This window comes from Pseudomonas sp. TE3911, from assembly GCF_054062775.1.
Map to the genome: position 1 here is coordinate 765,596 of NZ_JBSSFP010000001.1, position 14,401 is coordinate 779,996.

Sequence of the window (14,401 nt, forward strand, 5' to 3'; positions counted from 1 at the left end):
GTAGCCAAGCCAATTTCTTCAGATTTGAAATGGCCATGTCAGGCTATTACGGCCCTCAGCGGTCCTTCTACTGTGATAACGATCAGTTCCGACTAATGGCAGCTGGGTGAGCTCAGGGAAAACAGGTGCAGCATCCGCGTGCATCTGATGCAGTAAATTCCTCCCGAACATATTCGTTGGGTAACGCCTCGTAGACACGGGTTGTAGTACGAAAGTGAGCGTGCCATTCAGGCTGTGCTTTTTTAAGACCGGAATTGGACTACCCGTTTATCAGAAGCGGTTGGGTTAGTTAGTTTGAAATATCGGAGTAGTTTGAGTTTCGTTAAGTAATGATTTGTACCGCTTACTGATATAAAGCTTCCTGAAGAAAACGGGTTTATGAAGAGTGAGTTTTAGGGCTTTAAGTATTTAAAGTGTTGGCCCCAACTTATTTAACTCCTATCTCCAGGCATTAGTCAGCCAGAATTGTTGGAGACGAAACTATGCTGCTCTCTCACGTTCCGCCAGTTGCCGCGTCACTCATCGCCACTACCGAAAATATTTTACATATCGCACCTACGTCGAGCCGTTGGAAGGCTGATGCACCCAGCAACGTAGTGTTTTTCCCCCCGAACTCAACCAAGCAAGCGCTGCTGCTACAGATCGGGCTCGTGCGCCCATCAACGATCATTATTGGAGATCAGGTTATCGATGGGGAGGTCATTGACCTATGGCGTTTAAGCCACCCATTTGGAGATCTCTGTCTGATTCGCCGAGGCACAAGTCTGGATAAGGTGCGGTTGGATTTATGCGAGTCAAACGGCATTCGAGTGGTCAACACTCCTGGGGTCAACGCGCCGCACGTTGCGGCTTATATCGCGCACTGGCTGACACTTGCCGATGGCTCTACACCCCAAGACATCTGTGTCCTGGGTTACGGAAATGTGGGGAAAGAGCTGGTCAAGTTGTTACTTGATCGAGATCCGCATGTTCGGATCAAAGTGTTGAGTCCACGCAGCCAGGCGTGTCCAGATAGCCGAGTCTCATTTGTGTCGGACTGGTCCGAGGCACTGCAAGGGGCTCGTTCTATCGCCATTTGTTTATCCCTGAATGATGATTCTGCCCATCGCATTGATCGGGCCCTGATTCAATGTATGCACAGGCAGGCGCGTCTGATCTGCGTCGCCAAACCAGATGTGTTCAGCGACGATGCGTTGCAATCCCTTTCACTGGCTGACGACGTCCAACTTGTCTTGGATTACGGGCCTGCGACATTGGAGGCGTTTCGGATACGTACACAAGCGCTCGGTTGCAGTGTCGCCACCTGGCGGAGACCGGCGACGCTGACTGCACAGGCGGCAACCACCGAAGCCTGCCATTGCGACCTTGATTATGCCGTCGCTGTTCAATTGAGCTTGATGGCCCTGCGTGGCCTTGTCAGGCGCAAACTTGCACGCTCACTGACGATCCCCACACTGCATGCACATGCCGATGCGCCCCGTGTATCAATCATCGGCAGAGGGATCAACGGCCTGCTCCAGGCCGTGATGTTTCGCTTGGCGAATTATCAGGTAACAGTCTATGGAGGCAATCGGGACAGTGATGGTGCCAGCCATAAGCGTATGAATATGCGCCATCTTTCAGCAACTGAGACGACTGCAAAGCCGCCACATAACGACTATTTACTTCCAGGAAATCAGTATCTGGCCATTGAGTGCAACCGCGCCGGCATTGAGTTGTTTGAAAAATTTCTGGCTGACAACCCATCACTGGAGCAATTTGCGCGAGCGCGGGTTGTGCGCGCTTATAGGGAGACAACCAGTGAAGTAGATGCCGCAATACGCGAGCAGCGCGAGATCGAAAGCAGACCGTGGCCTAGTGGCAAACCTGGAGGTGAGCTCAGAGAAATCAGCCCACAACAACTCCACGCGCTTTGTGGCATCCATGGAGTCGGAAGGGCTATTGAAGTATCAGGCTACGATGTGGAATTTGTTTACCTAATGGATGAGATTGAGGTGCTGTTGCAGTGCTCTGGGGTTCAGTTCCAGCCTCAGCATCTGAGCCGTGTCCAAATTGCTGAGCTGAGCAAAGAACATTTCGTCGTCAGTGCCATGGGCGTAGAGGAGCCAGAGGTTATCGCGATCATCGGCTGGTTTTTCAAGCTGCCTGCTGTGGGTAATGAAGGCGCTGAAATGCGGGGGCTCAAGCTTCAATACGATCTGCCAATTGGTGTCATGAATTGCCGCTTGGACGGGCACTGCATTCTCGTCTCCGGTGGACAGGTCCCGCCCGATTCGACGCCGGAGCACAAAGAGCAGATCCTGGCAGCCTGTCTGGCCGCTGTTTCTCTTCACTTTCCAATGTCTTATTGCAGTGCAATCGAAAGTGGCGACTTGCATATTGTCGAATGTGTCAGGCCCGGCACCTCAGATGGACTTTCGATCGTTTATTGGGCCGCCCATCATCAAATCGCCGCCGGAGGCACAACCCAAGGATTGGTATGGGCCTCCCTGGTCCAGGAAATCATCCAGGCAAACCAAAACCTGTCAGTTGGGCGATAAAAAAACGGGCGCGACATCCGACGTCGCGCCCGCTGAAGAAACCGCTCTTGATTCTGTGAGGCGTCAAACCACCCGAGTCGCCATCGCCTCCGGCCGCCGGGACAACAAACTGACCAGCACAAAACTCACCAGCCCAACCGCCAAGCTGTAGTAAATCGGCGTGTTCGCATCCAGCCCATCCTTGAACATGAACACCAGCGCCGTCACAAAGCCCAGCGTCATGGACGTAATCGCCCCCGACGTGGTCGCGCGCTTCCAGAAGATCGCGCCAATCAACGGGATCAACATCCCGCCGACCAAAAGGTTATAGGCCAGGGTCAGCGCGCTGATTACATCGCTGACCACCAGCGCGATACCCAGCACGGCGATACCGGTCAGCATCGTGAACAGGCGGTTGATGTTGAGGCTCGACTGCTTACCACCACGCAAACGCGGCAGCAGGTCCTCGGTCAGTACGGTGGAGGCGGCCAGCAAGCCGGCGCTGGCCGTCGACATCATCGCCGCCAGTGCTGCCGCGATCACCAGCCCACGGATGCCGTCCGGCAGCGACAGTTTGACGATGGCCGCAAACGCGTTGTTGACGTTGTCCAGGTCCGGAATCAGTACATGGGCCGCCATGCCGATCAGCGCACAGGCCAGGCCGTAAAGGATGCAGTAGAAACCGGCGAAGGTGCCTGCGTACTTGGCGACTTTTTCATCACGGGCGGTGAACACCCGTTGCCAGATGTCCTGGCCGATCAGGATGCCGAAGAAGTAGATCATGAAGTAGGTAATGATCGTGTCCCAGCCGATCGCGGTGAAGCTGAAGCTCGACGCCGGCAGCTTGGCTACCAGTTCATCCCAGCCGCCTACGCGGTACAGGCAAATCGGCAGCAGGATAAACATCAGGCCAACGGTCTTGATCACGAACTGCACAATGTCGGTGAGGGTCAGCGACCACATGCCGCCGATGGTCGAGTACACCACCACCACGCCGCCGCCCAGCAGTACCGAGATCCAGAACGGCAGGCCGAACAGCACTTGCAGCACGGTACCGATGGCCAGGATCGAAGTTACGCCGATCATCAGCGCGTAGGCCAGCATGATCACCGCACTCGCTTGGCGAGCCATGGGGTTGTAGCGTTTTTCCAGCACCTGGGTGACGGTGAAGATCTTCAGTTTGAGCAGCGGCTTGGCCAGGAACAGGTTCAGCGCGATGATTCCCATGCCCAGCGCGGCGCACAGCCAGAAGCCGGAGATGCCATGCACATAACCCAGGCGCACGGTGCCGACGGTGGACGCGCCGCCCAATACCGTCGCGGCCATGGTGCCCATGTACAGCGACGGGCCCAGGTTGCGCCCGGCCACTAGGTAGTCTTCGTGGGTCTTGGCGCGGCGCATGCCGTAATAGCCGAGCACGAGCATGCCGGCGGCGTAGATGAGTACGACGAATAAATCCAAAGCCATGACGGCGAGTCTCCGATTATCTTTTTTATGAGGTCAGGCGGCGTGTTGCATCGCCGGTTTAGCGAGCGAATCCATGCTCTTGCTGCGTGGATCAGTCGGTCCATAAACAGAGGCCGGCTCCGGGAACACTCGCAACAACGTCAGGTAAACCACTGACGCCAACCCCAGCGTTACCGGCAGGCTGATATCGATGCCATCGGCCAAATTGCCCAGCGGCCCGACAAACTGCCCCGGCAGGTTGACGAAGCACAGGCCCACCAACGCGCTCGGAATCCAGGCCCCCAGCCCGCGCCAGTTCCAGCCATGGCTGAACCAGTAGCGCCCGCCGGTTTCACCGCGGGTGAACACTTGCAGGTCATCCGGGCAGTAGAAGCCGCGGCGCACGATCAGGCCGATGATCATCATCACCATCCACGGCGTGGTGCAGGTGATGATCAGCACGGCGAAGGTCGACACGCTCTGCACCAGGTTGGCGGCGAAACGTCCGATAAAGATGAAGGCAATCGACATCACCCCAATCAGCAGCGTGGCCTTGACCCGCGACAGCAGGCGCGGGAATACGCTGGACATGTCCAGCCCCGTGCCATACAGCGAGGTCGTGCCGGTGGACATGCCGCCGATCACCGCGATCAGGCACACCGGCAGGAAGAACCAGGTGGGCGCCACCGCCAGCAGGCCACCGACATAGTTGTTGGCTGCGATGTAATCCGGTGCCTTGATCGCCACGATGGTCGCGGTGGCGAGGCCAAACAGGAACGGGATCAAAGTAGCGATTTGCGCCAGGACCACTGCCAGCATGATGCGCATTTTCGGCGTCTCACGGGGGATGTAGCGTGACCAGTCTCCGAGGAACGCGCCGAAGGAAATCGGGTTGCTCATGGCTACCAGCGCAGCGCCGATAAACGCGGCCCAGAAGCCGGTCTGGCCCATGGCGACGCTGCCTGAGAAGTGGCTGTCAAAGGCTGGCGCGAACGCGAAGATCCCCAGCAAAAACAGCAGGCTCGCCGCCCATACCGCAATTCGGTTGACCCACAGCATGAAGCGAAAGCCGTAGATGCACACCGTGAGGACAAGCAGGGCGAACAGGCCGTAGGCCAGGCCCAGGGTCAGGTCGGTTTCCGGCAGGCCAATCAGGCGTTTCGCACCTCCGACCAGCGCATCGCCTGAACTCCACACCGACAGTGAGAAGAAGGCAATTGCCGTCAGCAATGACAGAAACGAACCGACGATCCGCCCGTGCACCCCAAAGTGCGCACCGGAAGACACCGCGTTGTTAGTGCCATTGATCGGCCCGAACAAGCCCATAGGCGCCAGGATCAGAGCACCCAGCAGCACGCCCAGCACAATGGCCCAGACGCCGGCCTGGAATGACAAGCCAAACAGCACTGGGAACGAGCCCAGCACGGCAGTGGCGAAGGTATTGGCACCGCCGAAGATCAGACGGAACAGATCCTTGGGGTTGGCGGTACGTTCGTGGTCCGGAATCTGTTCGACCCCGTTGGTTTCAATCTTGCGAATACTGTTTTCGTTGTTTTTATTATTCATGATCAGCTCCGATCACATTGGCTAAGGGGGCGGCAGCCCTTCCGGCACAGCGGACAAATGTTCGTGACAGGCCAGCCACAGGCCTTGTTTTTGTTGTGTGCGTAGCCCTTGCCGTTTGAAGACAATGGTCTCGCGTTCCTGGCTGAAAAATTGCTCCCCGTTCATGCGCAACTCGGTGGCCACGTCATGAATAAATATCGCCACATCCTCACCTTGCAGGCTGACAGACGGGTTGCTCGACGTGCAGGACAGCACCTCGAAGCCCTCGTCCGCGCGCCAGCTGTCCCACAACGCCTGGTAGGCATCGCGGCTGAGCAGCGGTTGGGGGAGGGTGTAGAACACAAAGCTGGCATCGGCCGTGAACGCACCGAAGTAGGCGGCGCGGTCATTGCGGGCGAAGGCCGCCACCAGGTCGGCGGCGGCTTGCAGCACCTCGTGCGTGCTCATCAGCGATGCGCCACGCCGGGCAGTACGCAGAGCATCTCGTACAGCAGGTTGGCGCCGAGCAGCGAGGTGTTGCCGGTGGTGTCGTAGGGCGGCGAAACTTCTACCAGATCACAACCAACCAGGTCGAGGCCCTGGCAACCACGGATGATCTCAATGGCCTGGATAGTGGTCAGCCCGCCGATTTCCGGAGTGCCTGTGCCGGGGGCCCAGGCGGGATCGATGCCGTCGATGTCGAAGCTCAGGTACACCGGGCCGCCGCCGACTTTCTCCCGCACTTCGGCCATCAGCGGCGCGAGGGAGTGGTGCCAGCATTCTTCCGCCTGGACCACGCGAAAGCCCTGTTTGCGGCTCCAGTTGAAGTCTTCCGCGGTGTAGCCCTGGGCGCGCAGGCCGATCTGCACCACGCGGTCGCAATCGAGCAGGCCTTCTTCCACGGCGCGGCGGAAGGTGGTGCCGTGGGCGATTTTCTCGCCGAACATATGGTCGTTGACGTCGGCGTGGGCATCGATGTGCACCAGCCCGACCTTGCCGTGTTTCTTGTGGATCGCCCGCAGGATCGGCAGGGTGATGGTGTGGTCACCGCCCAGCGTCATGGGGATCACATCGTGTTCTAGGATCTCGTCGTAGGCTTCTTCGATGATGCGCACGGCGTCGAGCAGGTTGAAGGTGTTGATCGCCACGTCGCCGATGTCAGCCACGGAAAGCGAGTCGAACGGTGCTGCGCCGGTGGCCATGTTGTACGGGCGGATCATCACTGATTCGGCGCGGATTTCACGCGGCCCGAAGCGGGTTCCGGCACGCAGCGAGGTGCCGATGTCCAAGGGCACGCCGACAAAAGCAGCGTCCAGGCCTTTGGCCGATTGCAGGTGGGGAAGACGCATCATGGTGGCGATGCCGGCGAAGCGCGGCATTTCGTTGCCGCCCAGTGGTTGGTGGAAGATCTTGTCCACGGGATTGCCTCATCGTTGTTTTGTTTATTAGGGGCCGATTCTGCGAAATGCGAAGGAAGGGAAGAATCGGCAGAGGCAAATACTTAGTTCAGGTTTTTCTAAACTAATGCACGCGAGTAAACTGCCCCGGTCCTTACCCGGAGCCGACCATGGCCAACGCCTTGCCCGACCTCAAACTCCTGCGCATCTTCGTCAGCGTCGTGCGCCACCAGGGGTTCGCCAACGCCCAGCACGAACTCAACCTGTCCACGTCGGCCATCAGCACCTATATGAGCCAGTTGGAAAGCGCGTTGGGCCTGGTGCTGTGCCATCGCGGGCGCGGCGGCTTCAGCCTCACCAGCAAGGGCGAGTTGTTTCACCAGGAAACCTTGCGCCTACTCGGTGAACTGGAAGGCTTCGAGCAGTACGCCGCCGCGCTCAAAGGGGAGTTGCGCGGCACTCTCAAGCTCGGCGTGCTCGATTCCACCGTCAGCGACAAGGCTCTGCCGTTCGCCGAAGTGATCGGCGCCTACAGCCTGGAACACCCGGCGGTGCATCTGCATCTCTCGGTGATGAGCCCGTACGAATTGCAATTGGGTGTGCAGGACAACCGCCTCGACCTGGCCATCGGCGCCTTCTCCAACCGTATGAGCGGGCTGATCTACATGCCGCTTTATCGCGAGCAGCATTGGCTGTATTGCAGCACGCGGCATCCTTTATTCAATGAGCGACGCATTCCCGAACAAGTGATCACCCAGCAACGCATGGTCGGACGCGGCTACTGGAGCCAGGCGGAACTCGCGCGCCACGGCTTCAAGCACAGCGCCGCCACGGTGGAAAGTATGGAGGCGCAGCTGATCTTGGTGCTGTCCGGCGCCTATATTGGTTACCTGCCGGAGCATTACGCCCAGGCCTGGGCCGACAAGGGTGACCTGCGCGTATTGCTGCCAGCCACCTTTGGCTATCAAGCGCCATTTTCGATGATCATGCGCCGGGGCCGCAGCCGTGAGCCGCTGATCCAGACCTTCCGCGATTTGCTCAAAGCCCAGCTCAATCAGGCCTGAAGAACCATGTCCAGACCCCAATGCTCCCGTTGCCTCAGGCCCACTGCCCATTGCTTGTGCGCGCTGATCCCCAACCTCGATAGCCGCACCCGCGTATTGCTGTTGCAGCACCCGAGCGAGGTCAACCATGCGCTCAATACCGCGCGGTTGGCGGCGCTGGGATTGAACAATGCGCAGTTGGTGGTGGGCGAGGTCTTTGATGACTTGCAGGCCCTGTTGAACCCGCCCGGCTACCAGGCGAGGCTGTTGTTTCCTGCTGACGATGCCCAGCCGCTGCAAGCCTACGCGCCAGGGGCTCAGCCGCTGTTGCTGGTGGTGCCTGACGGCACTTGGCGCAAGGCGCGCAAGTTGTTGCACCTCAATCCCTTGCTGGCGGCGTTGCCTCGGGTGACGCTGGCTGAGGCCGCCGTGTCCCGCTATCGACTGCGCAAGGCGCCCGGGCCAGGGGCGTTGTCGACGGTGGAGGCGATTGTGCAGGCGCTGCAGGTGCTGGAGGCGCCGGTTTCGTTTGAGCCGCTGCTCAAGCCGTTTGATTCATTGATCGAAGGGCAGATTGCGGCGATGGGTGAGGAGGTCTTTCGGAGAAATCATGGCGATGGGCATTTGGGCTAGGCGGGGTATCGAGGCGCGGCCATCGGGAGCAAGCCCGCTCCCACATTCGACCGAGTTCCAGCATGAGAATGCGGTCCAGTGTAGGAGGGGGCTTGCTCCCGATGGGGTCCCCAAGCTCACCCTCTTTTCCGCTTATTCCTTTAAGCCATAAGCACCACACTTTGCGTGATATGGCCCGCCGGCCTTTCCCGGTATGATGTGCGCCCCGCAGTCTGGATTGCGAATACGCCATGACCTTGCAGTACCCTACAATCGCCGATTGCGTCGGCAACACGCCCCTGGTCCGCTTGCAACGCATGGCGGGTGAAACCAGCAATACCCTTTTGCTCAAGCTCGAAGGCAACAACCCGGCCGGCTCGGTAAAAGACCGCCCGGCGCTGTCGATGATCACCCGCGCCGAGCTGCGTGGGCAGATCAAGCCCGGTGACACTCTGATCGAAGCCACCTCCGGTAACACCGGCATCGCCCTGGCCATGGCCGCCGCGATCAAGGGTTACAAGATGGTGCTGATCATGCCCGACAACGGCAGCGCCGAGCGCAAGGCGGCGATGACCGCCTATGGCGCCGAGTTGGTGCTGGTGACCCAGGAAGAAGGCATGGAGGGCGCCCGCGATCTCGCCGAGCGCATGGCCGCCCAAGGCCGTGGCCAGGTGCTGGACCAGTTCGCCAATGGGGACAACCCCGAGGCGCACTACACCACCACCGGCCCGGAGATATGGCGCCAGACCCAAGGCACCATCACCCATTTCGTCAGCTCCATGGGTACCACCGGCACCATCATGGGCAACTCGCGCTACCTCAAGGAGCAGAACCCGGCGATCCAGATCGTCGGCCTGCAACCGATGGAAGGCTCGGCTATCCCAGGTATTCGCCGCTGGCCCGAAGAGTACTTGCCGAAGATCTACAACGCGACGCGCGTGGACCGCATCATCGACATGGCCCAGCGTGAAGCCGAAGACACCACCCGCCGACTGGCCCGTGAAGAAGGCATCTTCTGCGGCGTGTCGTCCGGCGGTGCCGTGGCGGGTATGTTGCGGTTGTCCAAGGAAGTGGAAAACGCGGTGATCGTCGCGATCATCTGTGACCGAGGCGACCGTTACTTGTCGACCGGCATTTTCGACGAACCCAACTGATGGCCAAGCACGAGAGAGGCCTGCGCTTCCAACCGACGGGCGGCAGCCGGGCCCCACAGATTCCAGTGGGCAAGAAACAACGCCTGACCATTGAGCGCCTGGCCAACGATGGCCGTGGCATCGTCTTTTTTGAAAGCCGCACCTGGTTCGTCAATGGCGCGCTGGCCGGCGAAGAAGTCGAAGCGCGGGTGTTGGGTACCCACGGCAAAGTGGTCGAGGCCCGCACCGAGCGGGTGTTCAAGGCCAGTGAACTGCGCCGTCCTGCACCGTGCGCGCACTTCGGCCGCTGTGGCGGTTGCAGCGTGCAGCACTTGCCCCACAACGAACAACTCGCCCTGAAACAGCGCATGCTCGCCGAGCAACTGTCCCGCGTGGCCGGTGTCGAACCGCAAGAGTGGGCCGCACCGTTGAGCGGCCCGGAGTTCGGTTACCGGCGCCGTGCCCGCGTGGCGGTGCGTTGGGATGCCAAGGCAAAAAAACTCGACGTGGGTTTCCGCGCCGTTGCCAGCCAGGACATCGTCGCCATCGATGATTGCCCGGTGCTGGTACAGGCCTTGCAGCCGATCATGCAGCGCTTGCCCAACATGCTCCGTCGTCTGAGCAAACCTCAGGCACTGGGCCATGTTGAGTTGTTCAGTGGCTCGTCCGTCGCCTTGTTGCTGCGGCATATGGCGCCGTTGTCGGAGGCGGACCTGCTGATCCTGAAAGAATTTTGTAGCTTCCATGAAGCCCAGTTGTGGCTGCATGGCGAAGGCCAGCCGGAACCCTTTGAGGCCGATCAGTCACTAGGTTTCCGATTGGACGCATGGGACTTGGAGTTGGCGTATCGGCCGGGGGATTTTGTCCAGGTCAACGCCGGGGTCAACGAGGCGATGGTTGCCCAGGCCCTGGACTGGCTGGCGCCGCAACCTGATGAACGGGTGTTGGACCTATTTTGCGGCTTGGGCAATTTTGCCCTGCCACTGGCCAAACAGGTGCGTGAGGTGGTGGCAGTGGAAGGGGTGCAGACCATGGTGGACCGGGCTGCACAGAACGCCATCAGCAACAATTTGCATAATGCGCAGTTTTTTCAGGCCGATTTGTCCCAGCCTTTGACTGACGCGGATTGGGCCAAACAGGGCTTTTCTGCGGTACTCTTGGATCCACCCCGCGATGGTGCCCAAGAGGTTGTGCGCAAGCTCGCCACCCTGGGGGCCAAGCGCCTGGTGTATGTGTCCTGCAACCCGGCGACGCTGGCGCGGGACACGGTTGAGTTGGTCAAGCAAGGCTACCGGCTAAAACGGGCCGGGATCCTCGACATGTTTCCGCAGACGGCGCATGTCGAGGCGATGGCGTTATTTGAAGCGGGCTAGGATGCCCGTTTAATCCGACTGGCCTGCATTCTCCAAGGCCGTGAACTGCCAGGGAGTTTGCAGCAAAAGGTCGGCATGATTTTTGGCGCATCCAAGGTGCGTCGTAGGGAAGGTAAGCAAGATGGTACAGGTGAGAGCACACCAGCCGATCAACACCGACGGCAGTATCAACCTGGAGGCATGGCTGGATCATGCCATCAGTGTCGACCCGGCACTGGACCGTGAAGCCTTGAAAGCAGCCTGCGAGTTCGCTCGCGAGTCTGAGCAGCAAGACAATGCGGCCAAGAACCTGTGGGCTGAAGGCACTTCCAGCTTTCGCACCGGGTTGGAAATCGCCGAGATTCTTGCCGATCTCAAGTTGGACCAGGATTCGCTGATCGCCGCCGTGCTCTATCGCGGCGTTCGTGAAGGGCACATCCAGTTGCCGACGGTCAGCCAGCGTTTCGGCGCAGTGGTGGCCAAGCTGATTGACGGCGTCCTGCGCATGGCGGCCATCAGCGCGAGCCTCAGTCCGCGCCAGTCCATGGTGCTGGGCACCCAGGGCCAAGTCGAGAACCTGCGCAAGATGCTGGTCGCTATGGTCGACGACGTACGCGTCGCCCTGATCAAGCTGGCCGAACGCACCTGCGCGATCCGTGCGGTAAAAACCGCCGACGACGAAAAGCGCAACCGCGTTGCCCGCGAAGTCTTCGACATCTACGCCCCCCTGGCTCACCGCCTGGGCATCGGCCATATCAAATGGGAGTTGGAGGACTTGTCCTTCCGCTACCTGGAACCCGATCAATACAAACAGATTGCCACGCTGCTGCATGAGCGGCGGCTCGATCGCGAGCGGTTTATCAGCGACGTGATGGGCCAGTTGCGCTCCGAGTTGCAGGCCACCGGGGTCGACGCCGACATCAGTGGCCGTGCCAAGCACATCTATTCCATCTGGCGCAAAATGCAGCGCAAGGGCCTGGCCTTCAGCCAGATCTACGACGTGCGTGCGGTGCGCGTGCTGGTGCCGGAAATGCGCGACTGCTACACCGCGCTGGGCATCGTTCATACGCTGTGGCGTCACATTCCCAAGGAGTTTGACGACTACATCGCCAACCCCAAGGAAAACGGCTATCGCTCTCTGCACACCGCCGTGATCGGCCCCGAAGGCAAGGTACTGGAAGTGCAGATCCGCACCCACGCCATGCACGAAGAGGCTGAGCTGGGCGTGTGCGCGCACTGGCGCTACAAGGGCACCGACGTCAAGGCCGGGTCCAACCAGTACGAAGAGAAAATCTCCTGGCTGCGCCAAGTGCTGGAATGGCATGAAGAGCTCGGCGACATCGGCGGCCTGGCCGAACAACTGCGTGTGGATATCGAACCGGACCGGGTCTACATCTTCACCCCCGACGGCCACGCCATCGACCTGCCCAAGGGCTCGACGCCGCTGGACTTCGCCTACCGCGTTCACACCGAGATCGGCCACAACTGCCGGGGCGCCAAGATCAACGGGCGCATCGTACCGCTCAACTACAGCCTGCAGACCGGTGAGCAGGTCGAAATCATCACCAGCAAACACGGCACGCCGAGCCGCGACTGGCTGAACCCGAACCTGGGCTACATCACCACGTCGCGGGCACGGGCGAAAATCGTCCACTGGTTCAAATTGCAAGCGCGCGACCAAAACGTCGCCGCCGGCAAGACCCTGCTTGAGCGCGAACTGGCTCGCCTGGGCCTGCCGCAGGTGGACTTCGACAAGCTGGCCGAAAAGGCCAACATGAAGATCGCCGAAGACATGTTCGCCGCCCTCGGTGCCGGCGACCTGCGCCTGGCGCAACTGGTCAATCTGGCCCAGCAGTTGGTCGAGCCGGAACGCGGCAACGAACAACTTGAGCTGATCCCCCGTAAAGCCACCGGCTATAAGCCTGGCAAGCGCGGTGATATCCAGATCCAGGGCGTGGGCAACCTGCTGACGCAAATCGCCGGCTGCTGCCAGCCGCTGCCGGGGGATGCGATCGTCGGTTACATCACCCAGGGCCGTGGCGTGAGCATTCACCGCCAGGACTGCGCCTCGGTGCTGCAACTGGGTGGGCGCGAGCCGGAGCGGATTATCCAGGTCAGCTGGGGCCCGGTGCCGGTGCTCACCTACCCGGTGGACATCATCATCCGTGCCTACGACCGTTCCGGTTTGCTGCGTGACGTTTCGCAAGTGCTGCTCAATGAGCGGATCAACGTGCTGGCGGTCAACACCCGCTCGAATAAAGAGGACAACACCGCGTTGATGTCCCTGACCATCGAGATCCCGGGGTTGGACGCATTGGGCCGGTTGCTGGGGCGGATTTCCCAGTTGCCGAATATCATCGAGACACGGCGTAACCGCACACCATGATTCGCGGAATGAATGCAGGCTAAATGTGGGAGGGGGCTTGCTCCCGATAGCAGGCTGTCAGTTGATACATCTGGTGGCTGACGCACCGCTATCGGGAGCAAGCCCCCTCCCACACTGATCGGACACAGAAAGATGTATTCACTTGAAGACCTGCTGCACCTGATGAGCCGCCTGCGAGACCCGCAATATGGGTGCCCGTGGGACCTCAAGCAAACCTACGCGACCATCGTCCCGCACACCCTCGAAGAAGCCTATGAAGTGGCCGACGCCATCGAGCGCGGCGACTTCGATCACCTGCAAGGCGAGTTGGGCGACCTGTTGTTCCAAGTGGTGTATTACAGCCAGTTGGCGGGGGAAGAGGGGCGTTTCGAATTTGCCGGCGTGATCGACAGCATCACGCGCAAGCTGATCCGGCGTCATCCCCATGTGTTCCCCACCGGTGATCTGTATGCGCCATTAGATATCCCACAGTTGAGCGAAGAGCAGGTCAAGGAGCGCTGGGAGCAGATCAAAGCCGAGGAGCGTGCGGAAAAATCCGACGCACCAGAGCAGCTTTCCCTGCTGGATGATGTGCCCACGGCGCTGCCGTCCTTATCCCGTGCCGCCAAATTGCAAAAGCGCGCCAGCCAGGTCGGTTTCGACTGGCCGTCTGCCTTGCCGGTGGTGGACAACGTGCGCGAAGAGCTGGATGAAGTGCTCGAAGCCATGGCCGATAATGACTCGGTAGCCATTGCCGATGAAGTCGGTGACCTGCTGTTTGCGGCGGTCAACTTGGCCCGTCACCTCAAGGTTGACCCGGAAACCGCACTGCGTGGCGCCAATGCCAAGTTCGAACGACGTTTCCGATTTATCGAACAGGCATTGCGCGACACCCGTCGTCCCATAGAAGATTGCACCCTCGAAGAGTTGGACGCCCTATGGGGCGAAGCCAAACGTCAGGAAAAGAATGTGTCCAGCTGCGGTTGAGC

The 14,401-nt window shown here is 59.9% G+C and carries 11 protein-coding genes; 7 read left to right on the forward strand and 4 right to left on the reverse strand.

Annotated features, from left to right (window positions below; genetic code table 11):
• Nucleotides 1–482 precede the first annotated feature (482 nt).
• The gene (locus tag ACVWXD_RS03570) at nt 483–2,540 is read left to right on the forward strand and encodes an FAD-dependent oxidoreductase (RefSeq protein ID WP_457370686.1); all 2,058 of its coding nucleotides are present in this window, start codon (nt 483–485) and stop codon (nt 2,538–2,540) included.
• A 63-nt stretch (nt 2,541–2,603) separates the two neighbouring features.
• On the opposite strand, the gene ACVWXD_RS03575 is transcribed toward ACVWXD_RS03570, so the two are convergent.
• From ACVWXD_RS03575 to speB, 4 genes are read right to left on the reverse strand one after another with little or no spacing between them, the layout of a single operon-like run.
• Nucleotides 2,604–3,986, reverse strand: a complete 1,383-nt coding sequence (locus ACVWXD_RS03575; protein ID WP_032887756.1) for a sodium:solute symporter — start codon at nt 3,984–3,986, stop codon at nt 2,604–2,606.
• A gap of 33 nt (nt 3,987–4,019) precedes the next feature.
• Nucleotides 4,020–5,531: a purine-cytosine permease family protein gene (locus ACVWXD_RS03580; protein WP_095185406.1), complete on the reverse strand. Its 1,512-nt coding sequence runs from the start codon at nt 5,529–5,531 to the stop codon at nt 4,020–4,022.
• Nucleotides 5,532–5,552: 21 nt separating this feature from the next.
• The gene (locus tag ACVWXD_RS03585) at nt 5,553–5,978 is read right to left on the reverse strand and encodes a YybH family protein (RefSeq protein WP_122681156.1); all 426 of its coding nucleotides are present in this window, start codon (nt 5,976–5,978) and stop codon (nt 5,553–5,555) included.
• Nucleotides 5,978–6,928: an agmatinase gene (gene speB / locus ACVWXD_RS03590; protein ID WP_032887762.1), complete on the reverse strand. Its 951-nt coding sequence runs from the start codon at nt 6,926–6,928 to the stop codon at nt 5,978–5,980. The genes ACVWXD_RS03585 and speB overlap by 1 nt, the downstream gene beginning before the upstream one ends.
• 149 nt (nt 6,929–7,077) lie before the next feature.
• On the opposite strand from speB, the gene ACVWXD_RS03595 reads away from it, so the two are divergent.
• From ACVWXD_RS03595 to mazG, 6 genes are all read left to right on the forward strand, one after another.
• Nucleotides 7,078–7,971: a LysR family transcriptional regulator gene (locus ACVWXD_RS03595; protein ID WP_017134867.1), complete on the forward strand. Its 894-nt coding sequence runs from the start codon at nt 7,078–7,080 to the stop codon at nt 7,969–7,971.
• 6 nt (nt 7,972–7,977) lie between these two features.
• On the forward strand, nt 7,978–8,583 hold the full coding sequence (locus tag ACVWXD_RS03600; protein ID WP_457370687.1) for a tRNA-uridine aminocarboxypropyltransferase: 606 nt from the start codon (nt 7,978–7,980) through the stop codon (nt 8,581–8,583).
• A gap of 230 nt (nt 8,584–8,813) precedes the next feature.
• Nucleotides 8,814–9,716 (forward strand): cysteine synthase CysM, encoded by a 903-nt coding sequence (gene cysM, locus ACVWXD_RS03605; RefSeq protein ID WP_457370688.1) that lies wholly within the window; start codon nt 8,814–8,816, stop codon nt 9,714–9,716.
• A complete protein-coding gene (gene rlmD / locus ACVWXD_RS03610; protein ID WP_457370689.1) occupies nt 9,716–11,068 on the forward strand; it encodes a 23S rRNA (uracil(1939)-C(5))-methyltransferase RlmD in 1,353 nt (450 codons plus the stop codon). Before cysM ends, rlmD begins: the two co-directional genes overlap by 1 nt.
• A 121-nt stretch (nt 11,069–11,189) precedes the next feature.
• Nucleotides 11,190–13,433, forward strand: a complete 2,244-nt coding sequence (gene relA / locus ACVWXD_RS03615) for a GTP diphosphokinase (protein ID WP_032887770.1) — start codon at nt 11,190–11,192, stop codon at nt 13,431–13,433.
• 132 nt (nt 13,434–13,565) lie between these two features.
• Complete coding sequence (gene mazG / locus ACVWXD_RS03620; protein ID WP_122754450.1) at nt 13,566–14,399, forward strand: nucleoside triphosphate pyrophosphohydrolase; 834 nt, start codon at nt 13,566–13,568, stop codon at nt 14,397–14,399.
• Nucleotides 14,400–14,401 lie beyond the last annotated feature (2 nt).

Bases quoted from the DNA above. Each gene is read 5' to 3' on its own strand.
- relA (WP_032887770.1), top strand. From the start codon at position 11,190: ATGGTACAGGTGAGAGCACACCAGCCGATCAACACCGACGGCAGTATC.
- ACVWXD_RS03570 (WP_457370686.1), top strand. From the start codon at position 483: ATGCTGCTCTCTCACGTTCCGCCAGTTGCCGCGTCACTCATCGCCACT.
- ACVWXD_RS03595 (WP_017134867.1), top strand. From the start codon at position 7,078: ATGGCCAACGCCTTGCCCGACCTCAAACTCCTGCGCATCTTCGTCAGC.
- ACVWXD_RS03600 (WP_457370687.1), top strand. From the start codon at position 7,978: ATGTCCAGACCCCAATGCTCCCGTTGCCTCAGGCCCACTGCCCATTGC.
- ACVWXD_RS03580 (WP_095185406.1), bottom strand. From the start codon at position 5,531: ATGAATAATAAAAACAACGAAAACAGTATTCGCAAGATTGAAACCAAC.
- ACVWXD_RS03585 (WP_122681156.1), bottom strand. From the start codon at position 5,978: ATGAGCACGCACGAGGTGCTGCAAGCCGCCGCCGACCTGGTGGCGGCC.
- ACVWXD_RS03575 (WP_032887756.1), bottom strand. From the start codon at position 3,986: ATGGCTTTGGATTTATTCGTCGTACTCATCTACGCCGCCGGCATGCTC.
- cysM (WP_457370688.1), top strand. From the start codon at position 8,814: ATGACCTTGCAGTACCCTACAATCGCCGATTGCGTCGGCAACACGCCC.
- rlmD (WP_457370689.1), top strand. From the start codon at position 9,716: ATGGCCAAGCACGAGAGAGGCCTGCGCTTCCAACCGACGGGCGGCAGC.
- mazG (WP_122754450.1), top strand. From the start codon at position 13,566: ATGTATTCACTTGAAGACCTGCTGCACCTGATGAGCCGCCTGCGAGAC.